The organism is Faecalibacter bovis (assembly GCF_017948305.1).
GTDB classification, from domain to species: Bacteria; Bacteroidota; Bacteroidia; order Flavobacteriales; family Weeksellaceae; genus Empedobacter; species Empedobacter bovis.
Window position 1 is genome coordinate 1827019 of record NZ_CP072842.1, and the last position, 15528, is coordinate 1842546.

Below are 15528 nucleotides of genomic sequence, written 5' to 3' on the forward strand. Positions count from 1 at the left end.
CTTTTTGAAACCACAACTTTCCATACTATTATTACTTCTTGCCAATATTCTTTTCGCTCAGATTACCATTTCAGGTACAGTAAAAAACGAAAATGGTCAACCTATTGCTGGTGCAAATGTTATCTTATCACCAAGCGATGAGGATAAAACATTAACTTATTTTATTACCAAAGCCGATGGGAAATTTACACTTACGTTAAAGGAATCAATATACGAAATGTACGAGGTAAAAGTGCGTGCCATGAATTATGCCTTTGCTTCTGATTTGGTCAACGAAACTACTTCAGATTTTGATTTTACATTACAAGAAAAAGCAATTGAGCTTAAAGAAGTGCAATTAAAAAAAACTGCAATTCGTAAAAAAGGAGATACTATTGCTTACGATGTGACGAACTTTAAAGATATACAAGATCGTACCATAGCCGATGTCATCAAAAAAATGCCAGGAATAGAAATTGAAAATTCTGGACGTATTTTGTACCAAGGCGAACCTATTAATAAATATTATATTGAAGGTATGGATCTTTTAGGTGGTAAATATGCTTTGGCCAACGAAAATTTGTCTGCAGATGCAGTAGATAAAGTTCAGATTTTAGAAAATCATCAACCCATCAAAATGTTAGATAGTTTAGTGGTAAGTTCTAAAGCTGCATTAAATATCAAACTAAAAAATAAAATCACCTATTCTGGTAAAGCAGAAATCGGCTTAGGCGTTTCGCCTTTACTATATCAAGCCAATATCACACCAATGTTGTTTAAAAAGAAACAACAAATGATAGGTTCTTACCAAGTCAATAATAGAGGAGAAGATGTAACCAAACAATTACAAATTTTATCTTTCGAAGATTTAATGAATAATACCGAAAGTTTTTCTAACGAAGGTTGGTTGGGAATTTCTTCTGTACAAACTCCCAATTTTAATGAAAAAAGATGGTTGAATAATTTCGTTCAATTAGGAACTTGGAATCATCTTTTTAAGTTGAATAAAGAGTTGGATTTACGATTTAATTTGTCGTATACCAACGATTATCAAAAGCGAATAGGGCAAAGTACAACGCAGTATTTTTTACAATCGGGAAATTTATTGTTAAATGAACAGAAGCGTAATCATATACAAAACGAAGAATTCTCAACGAAAGCTACTTTATTACGCAACAGCTCGGATAATTATTTGCAAAACGAAATCGAATTTAAAGGTGCATGGAATCGTTCGCATGGCTATTTAAAACTAGATGATGAATTGGTCGATCAAATTTTACAAAAGCCGAATCAAGAATTTGCCAATCAATTCAAAATAATCAAAAAAATAGGGAAGCAATTGGTAACATTTCGTTCGGTTGTTTCTTATAAGAATTATCAAGAAGAATTATCTGTTTCGCCTGGAGTTTTTAACGAGATGATTAATCAAAATCAAAACTATCAAAATGCTTTTCAACGTGTAGATTTTTCTAAATTTTCAACTAATAATTTTATTGAATTTTCGAAAGGAATTAAATCAAATTCAGTTCATTCAAAATTAGGATTTGGATATTTAAATCAAGAAATGGAAAGTAATTTATTTGCTGATAATTCTTCTGCAGGCAGTAATTTTATTAATGATATGACGTGGTCAAAATTCAATTATTTTTGGGATAATCGATTCGAATATAAAAAAGAAAAATTTAGAACAACGCTTTCTTTACCAATAGAAATGAATCATTTGCAGATGAAAAGTTTTATAAAGAAAGATGAAATGAACCGTTTGTTTGTAAATCCTAATTTGTTTTTAGCTTATAAATTATCTAATTATTGGGAATTACGTTCGTCACATTCATTCAAACAAAGTTTCGGTAGTTTGTCGGCAATTCATGATAATTACATGTTGTATAATTATAATTCGATACATAAACGCGATGGTAAATTAAATGAAAGAGATTCTTGGAATTCTTCGCTTCGTGCAGAATATAAAAATCCGATCAAAGCTAGGTTTATCAACTTTGGATATAATTATTCGTGGACTGAAAATTCTTTGCTGAATAATTACATGTATAATCCAGATGCAAGCACAATTTTACAAGTTATTGAACGAAAAAATAATTCAGTATCTCATCAATTAAATGGAAAAATTAGTCAATATTTTTCAAAAATAAAATCAAATTTTGAAGTCGAAATTGCTCAACAATGGTCTAAAAATGATGAATTATTAAATAATGATTTTTTAGAAGTTGATAATCAAATGACAAGTATAATTAGTAGTATTAAATACAGAAAATTAAGTTGGTTAACTTTTGAATATAAATATTCGTGGCTGAATTATCAGAGTAAAATTGATCATCAACCTTCACGAAAAGTTGTGAATCAAGAACATCAATTCGGTTTACATCTTTTTCCTGCGAATCGTCATTATATCAAATTAAATGTGGATGCGTACATTAACCAAGAAGCTCGTCTTAATCCAAATTCAGTTTTCGGCGATTTAATGTATCGCTACACGTTACAGAAAAATAAAATTGATTTTGAATTAACGGCTTTCAATCTTTTTAACGAAAAGTATTTTTCTCAAAACAGCTTAAGTTCGTATTACGAAATGCGCTATCAATACAAGCTAAGACCAACACAAATTATGCTAACAACACGTTTTACTTTTTAAAATATAAACTTCCTTTTGTGGGAGTTTATTTTATTTTGGGCGTTCCCTTCGGTCGGGCTTTTCGTTCCAATCTTTGCACGTTATCACTTCGCAAAGGATTTCCACTACAATCCCTAACGCAATTTTACATCGAGAACTAAGACAGAATTTCAAAAATATTCATCAATAAAAAAGTACAACGTTTTGAGTTGTACTTGAAAAATCATAAAAATATGTAATTAAGCAGCGTCGTACTTTTTATCGTCAATTACCATTTTTGAAATAATTTCAAACATAATTTCTTGCGATCCTCCACCAATTGTACCAATCCTAGAATCGCGATACATACGCGCCAAGAAGTGATCTTCTCTTACACCTAAATCCTCCATAATCTCGATACATTTGATGATTATTTTGTCGGCCAACGCTGTCGCATTTACTTTTGCAATAGAACATTCTAAAACCATATATTCGCCTTCTTCGTGATTTTTACAACACTGATAAACAAATTGTTTTGATAATTCTACATCAGCCACCATTTGCGCTAAATCGTGACGCTTTTGTTGATTATCTGCGCCTTTTAATAATTTAGCTTTTTGCTGTATCGTATAATTTAAGGCATTTACAGCATCGTTAATTGATCCTAAAGCCATCGAAAGCCTTTCGTATTGTAAACCTCCCATTAAATAGAAGAATCCGCTTCCTTCCGTTCCGATTAAATTTTCAACAGGAACTTTCACATTATTAAATCCAATCTCAGCAGTATCAGAAGCGTGCCATCCCATTTTGTGAATTGGATTTCTAATTACACCTTCTGCATTAGCATCAATAATTAATAAAGAAAAACCTGCGAATCCAGCATTTGGATCTGTTTTAACAACTGTTACAAAAAAATCACCCAAAATTCCATTTGTAATAAATGTTTTGGAACCGTTTACGATGTAAAAGTCACCTTCTTTAACAGCAACAGTTTTTGCATTGGCAACATCCGAACCTCCTCCAGGTTCAGTAATCGCCATACAGCAATTCATATCGCCTAAAACAACAGGTTTTAAATATTTTTCTTTTAAAAAATCAGACCCATATTTGTAAATATATGGAAGTGCCATTTGTGTAATCCCAAAAGCAGCATTAAAACCACCACTTCGGATTTTAGAAACTTCTTCAACCAAAAGAACATTGTACCAGAAATCACGGTTTGTACCACCATATTCCTTAGGAAAACCAAAACCTAAGTAGCCTTTTTCGCCCATTTTTTTCCAAATCGATTTTGGAATATGTTGTTCCTTTTCCCATTGATCGATATTGGGTTTAACTTCTTGATCAAAGAATGCTTTTATTTCTTTTCTTTTTTTTTCGTGTTCAGCTGTATAATATCTACTCATAACTAATCAATTTAAAAAATAAAAGGCTGAATATATCAGCCTTTTATTACGTTTTTATCCTAACAAAGACTGTAACTTCATTGCAACGCTCATATCACCTTTGATCTGAACTTTACCACCCATTACGGCGTTCATCGGATTTAATTTTCCTGATAATAAATCAGCTAAATCTTCTTTAGAAACTTTTAAAGTACAATCTGCATCTTGATCGTCTTGAGAAACTACATTAGTATCACCTTTACCATCAATAACGATAACTTCTCCTCCTAAATCGAATTTTAAAGAATTTCCGATTGCTGATACTTTTTCTGCGTTAGTTTTGATAACGTCTAATAAATTTAAATCTGACATAGTTGTGTTTTTTTCTTGATTAGTATTTATAGTTGCTTGTCCGTTTGTTTTTGGTTCAGAATTTCCTGCTGGTTTTGAGTTGTTTGCTGTATCGTAAGATACATCATCAATCACCATTTTTGCAATAATTTCGCGCATAATCTCTGATGTTCCTCCACCGATAGTTCCTACACGAGTGTCGCGGTACATACGAGCAATCTTGAATTCTTCTGTAAATCCGTAACCACCGAAAAATTGTAATGATTCGTTAATTACTCTACTTGATAATTCAGTTGATTGTAATTTTGCAATAGAACATTCTTTTACCGCATATTCTCCATCATTTTGTAATTGAGCACAGTAATACACATAGTTTTTAGTGACTTCGATATCTGCTGTCATTTGTGCAACACGATGACGTAAAACTTGAAAACGATTAATTTTTCGACCAAATGCTTCACGTTGGTTCATATATTCTAAAGCATAATTTAAAGCACATTCAGATGCTGCAGTTCCCATAATAGCGCCAGCTAAACGCTCTAACTGTAATCCACCCATCAAGTAAATAAATCCTAAACCTTCTTCACCCAATAAGTTTTCTTTTGGAACTTTTACGTTATCAAAACTTATTTCAGCTGTATCAGAAGAATGCCAACCTAATTTTTCAATTTTAGTTGTTGTAACACCAGCTGATTCACGATCAATCAATAGTAATGAAACTCCTTTTACACCAGCTTCTGGATCTGTTTTCACAACAGTTACGTAATAATCTCCGTAGATTCCGTTTGTGATGAATGTTTTCGATCCATTAACAACATAATAATCTCCATCTAATTTTGCTGTTGTGCGAATATTTGCAGCATCTGAGCCTGCACCAGGTTCTGTAATTGCAATGGCAGAAACTTTATCGCCAGCGATTGTTGGCATTAAGTAATTTTCTTTAATGTAATCCGAACCATGTTTCATTAAATAGGGAGAAGACATGTATTGGATAACAGCAAATGTAATTGCGAAACCACCTGAGAAAACAGAAGAAATTTCTTCTAAGAAAATAACAGAGTAGTAGAAATCTAAATCCATTCCACCGTATTGTTCTGGCATATTTAAACCTAAATAGCCCATGTCACCCATTTTCTTGATCACTTCTCGTGGGATTTTGTTATCCTTTTCCCACTGATCGATATATGGAGTTACTTCTTTATTTAAAAATTGTTTTAACGAATCTCTAAACGCTTTATGTTCGTCTGTAAATTGTATGTTTTTCATTTTTTTGTGATTTTTTTAAGGCCAAACAATTTTAGATGAATTTGTAATCCATTTTGAATATTGATCTTTGTATCGTTCGTGGACTAAATTTCGTTTAACCTTAAGAGTTGGTGTCAAAATTTTATTTTCAATTGACCATTCATCATCTAAAATTACAAGATGAGATAACTTCTGAAAATTGATTAATTCGTCATTTACACGTTTAAGTTCAGGTAATAAATTATCTTCAATTTCTTGTTTCGATTTTGCTTTACCAATTTCAGATAACTTAATTAATCCTAACGGTTGAGCTATTCCAATTCCAACAACTACAATTTGTTCGATATTCTCATTTGTTCCAAATTTCCATTCGATAGGAGAAGGAACAACATATTTACCCTTTGATGTTTTGAAAGCATCTTGGATTCTTCCTTCAATATAAATGAATCCGTCTTCGTCAATTCGCCCTCGATCACCTGTATGTAACCAACCATCCTGAATTACTTCAGAGCTTTTCTCAGGTTGTTTATAATAACCAGTTAAAATAGAAGGTCCTTTTAATAAAATTTCTTGAGTTTCCTCGTTAATTTTTGCCTCAATACCACTAATAGGCTTTCCAACTGTTCCAATTTTTTTATTTCCTTTTGGAGTGATTAATGTTAAGCCAGTTGTTTCGGTCATTCCATAAACTTCGCGTAGATGTAAACCTAAATCAGCATACCATTTTTTTAATTCAGGTGGGATTGGAGCTGCAGCAGTAATAGGATGTATCATTCGAGATAAGCCTAATTTTTGTTTAATTTTTTTCTTGACGATATTATTTATGATTGGAATTTTAAATAATAGATCTAAACGTTTCTGAGGCATTTTTTCTAAAACTCCTAATTGAAATTTAGACCATAAATGCGGTACAGTAAACATTAAAGTTGGTTGAGTATCTTGAATATTTTTCACAAAGGTGTTAATATTCTCTACAAAAGAAATAGTTCCGCCTGTGATAAATGCAGCCATTTCGACTGCCATACGCTCTCCAATATGATTTAGAGGAAGTACAGAAATAAAATGTGCATTTCCTACAATTTCAGTTAAACCTATTTCATGATTTGTGGTTTCAACTTTGATAACATGACGCATATTGCCATACGTTAGCATTACTCCTTTAGGTGTTCCAGTAGTTCCGGAAGTAAATAAAATAGTCCAAATATCATCGTCTGCATATTTTGGTGTAAAATCTTTTACTTCTGTTAAATTCTGAATTTCTTCCCAACGTGTTCCACGATCAATTTTTACATGATCTGGATGTTCTCTGAAAGTGATAATTTCAACATCATTTGGAATTACAGTTTTAATCTGATCCCAGGTTTCTAATTTTCCAGCAAACAAGAATTTGGAATCGCTTTCTTTCAAAACAACTTCAAATTCCGCAGCATTAAGATTGGGATAGAAGGGTGTAGAAATAGCTTCTAATAAAAGTAAAGCTATATCTGTAATAATCCATTCAGCACAATTTTTAGAAACAATACCAACGTGAGTATTTTTTGTAACGCCTTTGCTTTCAAGGTAAGTTGCTAATTTGCGTGCTTGTTGTCCAACTTCACTATAGGTATAAGTTATCCATTGATTTCCTTTAGGTTGGCGAAGGAAAATTGCATCAGGCTTTTCTTTTTCCCAATAGAAAAAGAAGTCCATAAAATCTGCATTTTCAAATTTTGGTAAAGACATAATAATAGAAGATTTTGTAGTTTGTGTTTTTTTTGTGATTCAATATTATAATGTAAAAACATCTCCCCAAAGTCTTTGACCTCCGTCAACATACAATGTTTCTCCAGTAATAAATTTTGCATAAGGACTCGCTAAAAATAATACAGCGTGAGCTACATCATCTGTCGATCCTAACTCGTTTACAGGAACTGTTTTGGCAATTCCTTCAACCAATTCTTTTGGATATCGTTCTAATCCTGTTGATTGTATAATTCCTGGTGCAACCGCATTAATTTTAATGCCTTGTCGTGCCCATTCAATTGCTAAAGATTTCGTTAAATTGTCTACACCTGCGCGCGCTGCACCCGTGTGCGACATTCCCGGAAAACCTTTATATATATTTGCAATAATGTTGACAATATTTCCTTTCTTTTGTTCCAAGAAGAAAGTATTGGCCATTGTTTGCGTCATATAAAATGTTCCGTTTAGGTTGTTATTAATCACCGAAGTCCATCCGTTGAAAGATAAATCTTTGGCTAATGAAGGAAACTGACCTCCAGCATTATTCACTAAAATATCTAAACGTCCATATTTTTCTTTGATGTAATCTGCTAATTGTTGAATTTGCTCTTGTTCGCGAATATCACAGATTTGGTACGTCACTTCTCCTGCATCTCGCAATTTCTCAATTGCTTTTTGCAGTTTTTCTCCGTTACGACCTGTAATTACTACTTTGGCTCCGTTCGTTAAAAATTGTTTCGCAATGCTGAAACCAATTCCACTTCCGCCACCAGTAACTAATACAATTTGGTCTTGAAATGAATCCTGTAAAATCATACTTATGAGATTCTAGGAATGTTTAAAATTTGACGAGTTTCTGCCATAGAAGCAGGTTCTTTACCTACCATACGAGCTAAACGAACAGCAGCATCTACCAATTCTCCGTTTGATTTTGCCATTTCTCCTTCAGGTAAGTAGAAGTTATCCTCTAAACCAACACGGAAGTTTCCTCCTAATGTTAAAGCAGCTGCAGCTAATGCCCATTGCTTACGTCCAATTCCGATGACCTGCCAAACTGAATCTGGTGGTAAAGTATTCACTTGATGCACTAAGTTTTGTGTCGTAGGCGCAATTCCTCCTAAAACACCCATTACTAAGGAATAGATATATGGTTTTTCCATCATTCCCATATCGATAATTGGTAAAGAGTTATTGATATGACCGTTATCAAAACATTCCATTTCTGGACGAGTTCCAGCCGCTTTCATTCTTTCCATAAAGAATTGAATGTCTTTGAATGGATTTGCGAAAACAAAATCGTGGTAAAATTGTTTTTTCTCTTTTGAGTAGATCGCGTAGTTCATTGAACCCATATTTAATGCTGCCGTTTCTGGTTTTAAAGCATCAATTTGGTGAATACGCTCTTCATTTGGAATCCCGATAGCTCCAGTAGAATAGTTGATGATAACATCTGGACAATGCTTACGCACTTCTTCGTGAATTCTTGTATACGTTTCTACATCATACGCTGGTAATCCATTGTCTTGACGCGCGTGAATGTGAACGATTGAAGCTCCAGCTTCTACAGCTAATTTTGCTTCTAATCCAATTTCTTCTGGCGTATATGGAATATAAGGACATTGATTTCTGTTTGCTAAAGCTCCAGTTAATGCCGCTGTGATGACTACTTTATTTTTCATTTATTGTGGTTTTGTGTTTTGATATTTTGTTTTAGTTTATTCTCCTTTCCATTCGGGTTGACGCTTTTCCCTAAAGGCTGCAATTCCTTCTTGTGCATCTTTCGAACCGATGGCTTGCATTAGCATTCCGAATAAATATTCGTTTTCTGCTTTTACGTCTTTTTCTTTTAATTTTTTGTAAGCTGTTAATCCAAGTCGAATGGCGTTCGGTGAGTTTTCGAATAAAGTCGATAAAATTTCGTTCACCTTTTCATCGGTATTTTCCGTCACGTGGGTAATTAATCCATTCGTTAACGCTTCTTCGGCTGAAATACTTTTTCCTGTAATACACCAATCAATGACTTTACGAGCAGGCATAACTTCTAATAAACTACTCATCACTTGGAAAGGATATAAGCCACGCTTCACTTCTGGTAATCCAAATTCTACCGATGGTTTTGCAATGACGTAGTTACAACCTGTCATCATTAACATTCCACCCGCTAATACATTTTTATCGACTTGAGCGATACAAGGTTTTGTTAGATTGTTAAAGATTTCATTGATTAAGACTTTATCATTTGGGAAAGGAATTGTTGAAACAATTTCTTCCGCACCACCTTGAAATGCCTTTAAATCGGCTCCGGCACAAAAAATATCTCCGTTTGCTTTTAAAACGACTGCCCAAACGTCTTTCGCTTGATTTGCATATTCTAAAGCAAAAGCTAATTCATTGACCATATGTGGATGCAAAGCGTTCTTTTTTTCTGGACGATTTAACGTAACCGATAAAGTGTGATTTGCTTCTTCAACGATTAAAAATTGAAACGTTTGCTCGTGTAATTTTGCAACTAATTCTGTTTCGAAGTATCCCATTTTATGCAATTTTTAAGAGTAAATAATCCGCTTCGATACTTTGTGCTTTTTCCACAAATATTTCTTCTACCACACCATCTTTATCGGCAACAACTGGAATTTCCATTTTCATTGAGGATAAAATAATTAGTATTTGACCTTCTTTCACTTCGTCACCTACATTCACTCGAATGTCGATAATTTCAGCTGGCATTGGCGACGTATAACCACCTTCTACCTTTTCTTGTTTTTTTGGAGGGAAACGATCCACATATTTTACATCTAAACTTCCAAAATTCGGATGTTGAATAAAATACGTTTGATCTTTGTGTAATACCGTGTACGTTTCTTTTTTACTGTTAATGATCAAATGGATTTGAGCGTTTTCGAAACCAATAACCGTCACTTCATATGTTGATTCTCCAATTGAATATGTTAAAGATTTTCCAACGGTACGATAGTTTACTTTCGTTTGATTTTCATTGATTTCAAACGTATCCCATTGTCCTTGAGAGAAGCTGTTTCTCCAACCAATTAATGAATGATTATGCTTATTTCTTTCAGCATAACGAGCAGCTGAAACTGCAATTAACGCTTCATTGATGTATTGATCAGTTGAAGCTTTTTCAAATGAATATGATGTCTCTAAGAATTTAGTATGATAATCTCCTGATTGTACGTGATCATTTTTGATTAAATCCAATAAGAAATCTTGATTCGTCGTTACACCTAAACATTTTGTGTGTTCTAATGTATACTGCATTTTACGAAACGCTTCATCACGAGTATTACCGTGCACGATGATTTTCGCAATCATTGGATCGTAAAATAAAGAAATTTCTGATCCAGATTCAATTCCAGATTCAATTCGTAATCCGTCAACTTTTGGTAGTTCAAATAATTCGATTTTACCAGTTGCTGGTATATAATTGTTCGAAGCATCTTCCGCATACAAGCGTAATTCCATTGCATAACCAGAAGATTTTACATCCTCTTGTTTGATGGCTAAAGCTTTTCCTTCTGCCGAATCAATTTGCATTTTGACTAAGTCTAATCCTGTAATTTCTTCCGTTACGGGATGCTCAACTTGTAAACGAGTATTCACTTCTAAGAAATAGAACGATTCGTCTTTGTCTGAATATACAAACTCAACCGTTCCTGCATTGTCATAATTTAAGGCTTTTGCCACACGACAAGTAATTTCTCCCATTTCTTCTCTTTTCGCTTGTGATAAAACTGGCGATGGAGATTCTTCCAATACTTTCTGGTAACGTCGTTGGATTGAACATTCTCTTTCTAATAAATGAATCACATTCCCGTGTTTATCACCAAAAATTTGGAACTCGATATGGCGTGCATTTTCGATGTATTTTTCGATGATTAAATGATCGTCCCCAAAAGCAGATTTAGATTCGCGTTTCGCTGCTTCGATCGCGTTTTCAATTTCGCTTTCGTTGTTGACGATACGCATTCCTTTTCCACCTCCACCAGCAGATGCTTTTAATAATAATGGAAATCCAACTTTTAAGGCTTCTTGTGTTAAGGTTTCGATGCTTTGATCGTCTTTATTGTATCCAGGAATAGTAGGAATTTGATGTTCCTCCATAATTTTTTTCGCAATGGATTTAGAACCCATTTGGCGAATTGCATTTCCGTTAGGACCAATAAAAGTTACACCTTCAGCTTCGCAACGTTCTGCGAAATCGGCATTTTCTGATAAGAAACCATAACCTGGATGAATGGCATCAGCTCCAGATTTTTTAATAATTTCAACTATTTTTTCGACATTGATATAGGTGTCAGCCGGTTGATTTCCTGGTAAGTGATATGCTTCATCTGCTTGTTTCACAAATAAAGCATCTTGATCAGCATCCGAGAAAACAGCGATAGATTTTATCCCCAATTGTTTACACGTACGAATAATACGGCAAGCAATTTCTCCTCGGTTGATAATTATAATGGATTTAATCGATTTCATTTTGTTGTGCATTTTGAGTTTTAAATTACATACGGAAGATTCCAAATTTACCTGAAGCATTAAATGCTTTGTTGTGGATAACTTTCATACAAATTTTTAAGTAGTTGCGTGTTTCCACAGGATTAATGATTCCATCATCAAATTGTTCGCTTGTCGCAAACCAAGCATTTGATTTTTTCTCCGCTTCCATAATCATAAACTGTTGCATCATTTTCGCTTGCTCTTCGTCGTATGGATTTCCTGTTTTATCTGCCGCTTCACGTTGGATAATATCCATCACACCAGCTAATTGTTCAGGTCCCATTACGGCAATTTTCGAATTTGGATACGTAAATAAGAAACGAGGTTGGTACGATTGACCATTCATCGCATAGTTTCCTGCGCCATAAGAAGATCCAACCATAATCGTAATTGTGGGTGTTTCGCAGTTGGATACCGCATTGATTAATTTCGCACCGTTTTTAATTATTCCTTCTTCTTCGTATTTACGACCCACCATAAATCCGGTAATATTCTGTAAGAACAACAAAGGAACATTGGATTGGTTACATAACTGAATAAATTGCGCACCTTTGTTCGCAGATTCTGAAAATAAAACTCCGTTATTTCCGATGATTCCGATTTTATACCCGTTGATGTGCGCCCAACCTGTTACTAAAGTATTTCCGTATTCAGGCTTAAATTCAGAGAACTCTGAACCATCAACGATACGCGCAATTAATTCACGACAATCGTAAGGTACTTTAATATCTGGACTGATAATTCCTAAAATCTCATTTGGATCGTATAAAGGTTCAACTATGGCACATTTGTCCGGTTGCATTTCATCCGCTGGACGAATAAATTGAACGATTTCACGTGCAATACGGATTCCATCTACTTCGTCTTCTGCTAAATAATCAGAAACACCAGAAATTTTAGAATGCATCGCAGCACCACCTAAACTTTCATCATCTACGACTTCTTTCGTCGCCATTTTTACTAATGGTGGACCAGCTAAAAATACTTTGGCTTGGTCTTTCACAAAAATCGCATAATCAGACATTCCAGGAACATAAGCTCCACCAGCAGTTGCATTTCCGAAAACAACTGAAATGGTTGGGAAACCTGCTTTAGAACGTCTTGTAATATCACGAAATGTAGTTCCACCGAAGTTGAAGATTTTTTCTTGTTCTGGTAAATTGGCTCCAGCACTTTCAACTAAATTGATGGTTGGTAATCCATTTTCCATTGCGATTTCTCCAATACGAATCGACTTTCGTAGGGTCGCATAATCAATAGCTCCACCTTTGTTTGTCGCTACGTTAGAAGTAATCATACATAATCTTCCAGAGACTAAACCAATTCCGGCAACTGAAGTTCCTCCAGGTCCGAATCCTTTTCCTTCTAACCCTACCAATGGTAATAATTCTAAAAAGAAACTGTCTTGGTCTAATAATAATTCGACACGTTCTCTGGCTAATAATTTTCCTTTGTCTTTGGCGCGTTGAATGTGCTTTTCAGCACCTTGAAAACGGCTTTCTTCCAGATGAAGATCAAGTTTTTTCAAAAGCTCAAGCATACCCTCTTTGTTCTTTAGGTATTGTTCAGCTTTCGTATTGATTTTAGTTTGAAAGATCATATTTTTTGTGGTTTTGTTTAAATTTTAATTTTAGTAATCTTGTACTAAGTTAGAACAAACATACTAAAAAATATTTTTCATTTACAAATAAAATTTTAAAAATATTTTATGTAAAATATTGATATACAAAGAATAAATAAACTAAATCTTTTGTTATCGAATTAGGACAAAGTTTCAAAAAATTGAAATAATTCTTTTTAAATTAGAACAGAATTACTAATATTGTTGTGCTTGAAAGAATAAAGATGTCAAGGAATACGAAGGATAATATTTTATACAACGCATTAGAGTTGTTTAATACGAGAGGAGAGAGCGAAGTAACATTAAGAGATATTGCTTCAGCTTGTGAAATGAGTTTAGGAAATTTGGCTTATCACTATAAGAATAAGTCATACATTATTTCAGCATTGTTCAGAAATATGTTGGAAGAACGTAAGCAAATTTTACGTAAAGTAAAAGAATTACCACGTTTTCAAACACTGAATGATCAATTAGAGCCATTAATTGATTTGAATTACAAATACCGATTTTTCTATTTGGATTCAACGAACATCGAGCGTAATCATCCAACGATTGGTCGTTTACAAGGTCGTTACGCCAAATTCTTAATCAATTATGTGCATTCGGCAATGGAATATACCGTGGCTACGGAAAATATGAAACCTGAAAAAATCAAAGGACATTATATAAAGGTTGCTGAAATCTGTTGGACATTGTTTAATTTTTCGATTGAACGCACTCGAATTTTAGAAGAATCCAATCATGTCAATGCAAAGGAATTACGATTGATGTTATGGAATGTGATTTATCCTTTGCTAACCGAAAAAGGATTTAAAACCCTTCGAAAAGTATTGGTTCAAGATCTTGAATCACTTTAAAATCAAAACACAAAACCACAAAAAAATAAATAAAGTATGAATGCTTATATCTACGATGCAGTACGAACTGTGAGAGGTAAAGGAAACAAAAATGGAGCCTTACTTTCAATTACTCCGACACAATTAGGAGCGCAGTTGTTGATGCATCTAAAAGACCATAAAGATTTAGATCCAAAACTAGTAGAAGACCTAATGTTAGGTTGTGTTTCTCAGGTAATGGATCAAGGTGCAAATATTGCCAAAACAATTGCTCAAGTTTCGAATTACGGCGATCATTTATGCGGTTATACATTAAACCGTTTTTGTGGATCGGGATTAGAGGCGATCAATCAAGCAGCGGCTTATACAAAATCGGGGTACAAAAATTTAGTATTAGCAGGTGGAGTAGAAAGTATGTCGCGTGTGGCCATGGGTGCTGATGGTGGAGCAATGGCAGTAGATCCTGCAGCAGCTTTATATGGTATGTTTATTCCACAAGGGGTATCAGCCGATTTGATTGCAACAAGAGAAGGGTATTCACGTCAAGATTTAGATGCTTTTGCTGTAGAGTCGCAAAGAAGAGCGTTGAATGCAGAGAAGAACGGTTATTTCAAATCGAGAATCCCCGTAAAAGATATTAATGGGTTTGATATTTTAACGTACGATGAAAATGTACGTGAATCATCGTTAGAGTCATTGGCTAAATTAAATCCATCGTTCGAAATGATGGGGAAAATGGGCGGATTTGATGCAGTAGCTATCAATCGTTACCCAGAAGTTTCAGAAATTAATCACGTTCATCATCCAGGAAATTCTTCGGCTATTGTCGACGGTGCTGCAGTGGCAATCATCGGAAACGAAGAAGGAGGAAAAGCAGCAGGTTTAACGCCAAGAGCAAAAATTGTTTCGATGGCAATGGTAGGGACTGATCCAACGATTATGTTAACAGGTCCGGTTCCAGCAACTGAATTAGCGCTGAAAAATGCAGGAATGAACATTAATGATATTGATTTATTTGAAGTGAACGAAGCTTTCGCTGCGATTCCAATGTATTTAATGGATAAGTTAAATGTACACCACGACAAAGTCAATGTCAATGGTGGAGCCATCGCCATGGGGCATCCACTTGGTGCAACAGGTTGTATGTTGATGGGAACATTAATCGATGAGTTAGAACGCCGCGATTTACAAACAGGTCTTGTGACACTTTGTATAGGTGGTGGAATGGGTATCGCAACGATTATCGAACGTGTTTAACTTTAAATGAAA

At 34.3% G+C, this 15528-nt stretch carries 11 protein-coding genes; 3 read left to right on the forward strand and 8 right to left on the reverse strand.

Annotated features, from left to right (window positions below; genetic code table 11):
- Positions 1 to 4: 4 nt before the first annotated feature.
- On the forward strand, positions 5 to 2629 hold the full coding sequence (locus J9309_RS08780) for a carboxypeptidase-like regulatory domain-containing protein (RefSeq protein WP_230475514.1): 2625 nt from the start codon (positions 5 to 7) through the stop codon (positions 2627 to 2629).
- 218 nt (positions 2630 to 2847) lie between these two features.
- Here J9309_RS08780 and J9309_RS08785 read toward each other — a convergent pair whose 3' ends face one another.
- From J9309_RS08785 to J9309_RS08825, 8 genes are read right to left on the reverse strand one after another with little or no spacing between them, the layout of a single operon-like run.
- The gene (locus J9309_RS08785) at positions 2848 to 3993 is read right to left on the reverse strand and encodes an acyl-CoA dehydrogenase family protein (RefSeq protein ID WP_230475515.1); all 1146 of its coding nucleotides are present in this window, start codon (positions 3991 to 3993) and stop codon (positions 2848 to 2850) included.
- Positions 3994 to 4047: 54 nt separating this feature from the next.
- A complete protein-coding gene (locus J9309_RS08795) occupies positions 4048 to 5589 on the reverse strand; it encodes an acyl-CoA dehydrogenase family protein (RefSeq protein ID WP_317192132.1) in 1542 nt (513 codons plus the stop codon).
- Positions 5590 to 5604: 15 nt separating this feature from the next.
- A complete protein-coding gene (locus J9309_RS08800) occupies positions 5605 to 7290 on the reverse strand; it encodes an AMP-binding protein (RefSeq protein WP_230475516.1) in 1686 nt (561 codons plus the stop codon).
- 45 nt (positions 7291 to 7335) lie between these two features.
- On the reverse strand, positions 7336 to 8106 hold the full coding sequence (locus tag J9309_RS08805; protein WP_230475517.1) for an SDR family oxidoreductase: 771 nt from the start codon (positions 8104 to 8106) through the stop codon (positions 7336 to 7338).
- 2 nt (positions 8107 to 8108) lie between these two features.
- Positions 8109 to 8969 (reverse strand): BKACE family enzyme, encoded by an 861-nt coding sequence (locus tag J9309_RS08810; protein ID WP_230475518.1) that lies wholly within the window; start codon positions 8967 to 8969, stop codon positions 8109 to 8111.
- Between the two features lie 36 nt (positions 8970 to 9005).
- Positions 9006 to 9824, reverse strand: coding sequence for an enoyl-CoA hydratase-related protein (locus tag J9309_RS08815; RefSeq protein WP_230475519.1), 819 nt, complete (start codon positions 9822 to 9824; stop codon positions 9006 to 9008).
- 1 nt (position 9825) lies between these two features.
- Positions 9826 to 11781: an acetyl/propionyl/methylcrotonyl-CoA carboxylase subunit alpha gene (locus tag J9309_RS08820; RefSeq protein ID WP_230475520.1), complete on the reverse strand. Its 1956-nt coding sequence runs from the start codon at positions 11779 to 11781 to the stop codon at positions 9826 to 9828.
- Positions 11782 to 11806: 25 nt separating this feature from the next.
- Positions 11807 to 13402: an acyl-CoA carboxylase subunit beta gene (locus tag J9309_RS08825; protein WP_230475521.1), complete on the reverse strand. Its 1596-nt coding sequence runs from the start codon at positions 13400 to 13402 to the stop codon at positions 11807 to 11809.
- A 245-nt stretch (positions 13403 to 13647) separates the two neighbouring features.
- Here J9309_RS08825 and J9309_RS08830 point away from each other — a divergent pair, with 245 nt between their 5' ends.
- Positions 13648 to 14280: a TetR/AcrR family transcriptional regulator gene (locus tag J9309_RS08830; protein WP_230475522.1), complete on the forward strand. Its 633-nt coding sequence runs from the start codon at positions 13648 to 13650 to the stop codon at positions 14278 to 14280.
- 36 nt (positions 14281 to 14316) lie between these two features.
- Positions 14317 to 15516 carry an acetyl-CoA C-acetyltransferase gene (locus J9309_RS08835; protein WP_230475523.1) on the forward strand — a complete coding sequence of 400 codons (1200 nt, stop codon included), beginning with the start codon at positions 14317 to 14319 and terminating at the stop codon, positions 15514 to 15516.
- Positions 15517 to 15528 lie beyond the last annotated feature (12 nt).

Coding starts and splice junctions, on each gene's coding strand:
- J9309_RS08785 (WP_230475515.1), bottom strand. CDS start 3,993: ATGAGTAGATATTATACAGCTGAACACGAAAAAAAAAGAAAAGAAATA.
- J9309_RS08795 (WP_317192132.1), bottom strand. CDS start 5,589: ATGAAAAACATACAATTTACAGACGAACATAAAGCGTTTAGAGATTCG.
- J9309_RS08800 (WP_230475516.1), bottom strand. CDS start 7,290: ATGTCTTTACCAAAATTTGAAAATGCAGATTTTATGGACTTCTTTTTC.
- J9309_RS08805 (WP_230475517.1), bottom strand. CDS start 8,106: ATGATTTTACAGGATTCATTTCAAGACCAAATTGTATTAGTTACTGGT.
- J9309_RS08810 (WP_230475518.1), bottom strand. CDS start 8,969: ATGAAAAATAAAGTAGTCATCACAGCGGCATTAACTGGAGCTTTAGCA.
- J9309_RS08815 (WP_230475519.1), bottom strand. CDS start 9,824: ATGGGATACTTCGAAACAGAATTAGTTGCAAAATTACACGAGCAAACG.
- J9309_RS08820 (WP_230475520.1), bottom strand. CDS start 11,781: ATGAAATCGATTAAATCCATTATAATTATCAACCGAGGAGAAATTGCT.
- J9309_RS08825 (WP_230475521.1), bottom strand. CDS start 13,402: ATGATCTTTCAAACTAAAATCAATACGAAAGCTGAACAATACCTAAAG.
- J9309_RS08830 (WP_230475522.1), top strand. CDS start 13,648: ATGTCAAGGAATACGAAGGATAATATTTTATACAACGCATTAGAGTTG.
- J9309_RS08835 (WP_230475523.1), top strand. CDS start 14,317: ATGAATGCTTATATCTACGATGCAGTACGAACTGTGAGAGGTAAAGGA.